The sequence below is a fragment of the Candidatus Borrarchaeum sp. genome, from assembly GCF_019058535.1.
GTDB lineage: Archaea > Asgardarchaeota > Sifarchaeia > Borrarchaeales > Borrarchaeaceae > Borrarchaeum > Borrarchaeum weybense.
The window spans coordinates 1-3511 of record NZ_JAHPYX010000092.1 but is presented as its reverse complement, the minus strand read 5'-3'; the positions used below and the strand labels follow the sequence as shown (position 1 = coordinate 3511).

The following is a 3511-nucleotide window of genomic DNA, read 5'->3' as shown; positions in this document are numbered from 1 at the left end:
TGTATTAGAGTCAGGAATTAATGCGTTAACCGCATAAATATCTGCTATACCATTGAGGTAAAACTTTTTTTCCCTTAAGTCTTTCAGATTCTCTTTTAGTGTAGGTTTTATCGCTCGCATATTGGCTTCCTCCGTTTTATTACCATAAGCATTGTACTTTGTGGTGGACCTCGAAACGTTGATATCATTTATTAAGGATTTGGTCGCGCGCGATGACTAGATTAGTCTATCAAAGTCTTATAATCCAAAAAAAGTTACTAAAAAACTCTAAATTTTCAAATAAAACTCATCGGTCTCTTACTTCCCCGGTAGCGGTCATTATCTAAACGATGCAAGAAAACCAACTCTTTTCACGAAGCCTACTGCTTCATTGGTGGGTAGTTCTCTTATGTATTGATTTCCAAGAAAGAGATGGCTATCAAGAACATAGCATGAGGCCATGCCAACGGTGAACGTGAAAAAGTAAAACGCGCACCTCATTTATTCCCCCAACACGTTGGGGGGTCTTCTTGCTGAGAAATGATAAAAATAGTTGAAAAGAAAGACTAAAGCGTAAGTAAAAAATAAGCCAAAAATTATATAATACAAAAGAGGAACAGCCGTAAACGAGTTATAGAAGGAATATCCTGGAACTTCAATACCAACCAGTCTTCCTAATGCGTCAAGAAAGGGTAATACTCTTCCATTTTTATTAGGATAAAGTATAATATTTAAATAAATGTTAAGTATTGCAGAGAAAATCAAAGATAGAGAGAACATGCCAAAGAAAAATCCTCTTGCCAAAGAAATGTATTTTTCATGGAAGTCTTTTTGAATCAGTAAAAGATAGAAGACAAAACTTAACAAGAGTATTAAAGCGATTGCGAAGTTTATTTGGTTTGGAGGATATCTGGTGAATTTCTTATCGTAAAAAAGCAACAGAGATTCTACAAAAACAAAATAGAATTGTTTTGGGAGCAGAAATATCAGTGCGACTAAAGGCAAAACCGTAAGCATGATTCCTAGCAGAAATTCAGTATTAAATTCTTTGAAGAAGTTCTTTGATATCTTTGATATCGCAAGTGCGCTTGTAAGACAGAAAATTGGCAATAAAGGCGTAAGATATCTCATATTGAAACAAAATCCGCCCCACCAACGTAACCTCATTCCGTAGTATAACGCAAGTGCAAATACTGTTATTATGAAGGTAAGAGTTTCCGTTTTCTTCTTTTTATAAGAATAAAAGAACCCAAAGAAGGATAGGATGAAGAACGGTGAGGATTCTATTAACGAAGAATGATATGCAATATTCCATATCGGGTCATCGATATTTCGATAAATAAAGAAACTAGTCAGAAGTGCCATTGGTATATTTTCAGGATATAACTTCCCTGGTTTTTCAAATTCAAACCTGGGGAAAGAATATCCGGTTGCAAATGGATTATCAAAAGCAACCCAGTGATAAAATAAAACCGGTGTCACTGACAAGATTAAAATTAAAAAATAGAGCCCGAAAGTCTTTATAGAGCCTCTAAATATGTTTTCTTTTTCACTAATAAGCAAATATACAATCACTGGAATAAGGATAATAGAATCAGCGTATCTCATTGCGAAAACCAGCCCGGTTGAAAGAGCTGCAGAGAAGAGAAATATAATTTTTTCACTTGATCGAAAACGAAAGAGGCAATATAGGGTTAATGTGACAAATAAAGCGGATGGAGCATGTGCCCATATCCGTATACCGTATTCAAGAGCAAAGGTGCCAAAAATAAATAGAAGAGAACCTATTAAACCTATACGCCTATTGTAGATCAGTTTTCCTAATTCAAAAACTACCAAAGTTGTGAGAGAAAAACTAAGTGCACTAACGAACTTCATACTGAATCTAATTGACCCTCCAAATAACTTAAAGAGCATATAAAATGGGACGGCAAAAAAAGAATACCCAGGTGCACGAAGACTATAATATCGACCATCATAAAAAGTTGCACCTAGATGGTAATAACGAAAGCTAATAGACTGATTTTCTACTACTTGTAAAGTCAAGAAAAGATGGTCAGTTCCATCAACTGAGAAATCATAAGTTCCATCAGTAATGAGAAGAAGACAAAGAATCATGGATATGCTGAATAAAAATATCCCAACATATTTCGCACTAAAAAATGTGCGCAGTTTAGACAAAGTCATTGTTTTGCGAGAGAGTTCCGAGAATTTGATCCCTTCTTCAATTTGCAATTTTTGATCAGCTTGTTGAATCATAATCAATATTCAATTTATTAATGTTTTTATGTAAGCCCCTTTTAGAGTTTCGCATAGTTATTCAGACTAAAACTGGTTAATTGGTTTTCTAGAATTTGATTACGATCAAGATTGTGATGTTAGAGTATGTTAAAAGCGATTTATAAGGCCCTAACTGGAAATTATAATTAGACAATATTTTTTTAAATGAATAAAAACATCTGGTTAAAATGTGCTATAGAAAAGGCACGAAAATCGAGTAATACGCTGAATTAAATTAAATTATATTGTTTATAGAGATGTGCGTAAGATAGATAGAGTCTTACATGGAATTCTGACTTTCGGGGATGTATTTTGAAGAATACGATTCTAACAAGTATCAAACAGCCTAAAATTTTGTTATTGATTGGTATTGTAATCCTTGCGATATTGGTAAGATTACCCATGCTTGGATGGTATATTGGTGATTCAGGTTTTGTTTCAATATATTCAAGAAGTGTTTACGAAAGGAGTCTTGTAATCCGTTATAGATACTCAGGTTACGCTATGGCGCAAAAGGAAAATTATGCACCACTTTACTATTTCATAGTTGCGCTTTTCTATCATTTGTTTGGTGTCACGTATCTACATGGATGTGCTGTCACGTTTATATTCGGCGTGTTAACAGTTCCAGCTACATATTGGCTGGCTAACAACATATATGGACAACGTGAGGGCTTAATCAGTGCTTTAGTTATTTCTATCCTTCCCTGGCATATTGTCTATTCTGGTATCGTTCTTATTGACCCTGTAGCTACATTTTTTATAACTATTTCAGTCATTACCTTCTTAAGAGCATTAAAAACCGAAAAATGGAGTGATTACATCATATTTGGATTTGTAATGGGGTTGTCATTCCTAACAAAGATTTATTCATTTATGCTTTTTCCAATTTTCTTTCTTTATTTGATCTTACATTATTTCAGTTTGAGAGAACGAGGGAAAATAATTGCTTCTTCCTTTAGAGTTAATCTAGTTTGGTTTCTTTTAGGTTCGATTTTGTCATTTATGATGCTTTTTCCATGGCTGCTCAATGTAGGTATTTTGAAACTTGCAACTCATGAGGCAATAGTTACACTGTTAGATCCATCAATTAAGATATCACCTTTATACAGCATCAATTTTCTTGCGATAGAACTGAAATTTATGTTAATCGTCCTATTTCTGGGAATCATAAAGGTATTTTATAATAAAGATGGAAAAGGCTTATTGCTTTTCATGTTAATCTTTGTACCTTTTGCGGGGTACACAGTGT

The 3511-nt window shown here is 34.0% G+C and carries 3 protein-coding genes; 1 reads left to right on the top strand and 2 read right to left on the bottom strand.

Annotated features, from left to right (window positions below; genetic code table 11):
• Nucleotides 1-318: 318 nt before the first annotated feature.
• Both QVB70_RS05200 and QVB70_RS05195 read right to left on the bottom strand, forming a co-directional pair.
• A complete protein-coding gene (locus tag QVB70_RS05200) occupies nt 319-480 on the bottom strand; it encodes a hypothetical protein (RefSeq protein ID WP_287584065.1) in 162 nt (53 codons plus the stop codon).
• The gene (locus QVB70_RS05195; protein WP_287584063.1) at nt 481-2214 is read right to left on the bottom strand and encodes a glycosyltransferase family 39 protein; all 1734 of its coding nucleotides are present in this window, start codon (nt 2212-2214) and stop codon (nt 481-483) included. It abuts the gene before it with no gap.
• Nucleotides 2215-2571: 357 nt separating this feature from the next.
• On the opposite strand from QVB70_RS05195, the gene QVB70_RS05190 reads away from it, so the two are divergent.
• The coding region (locus QVB70_RS05190; RefSeq protein ID WP_287584061.1) for a glycosyltransferase family 39 protein at nt 2572-3511 on the top strand (940 nt) is incomplete at its 3' end.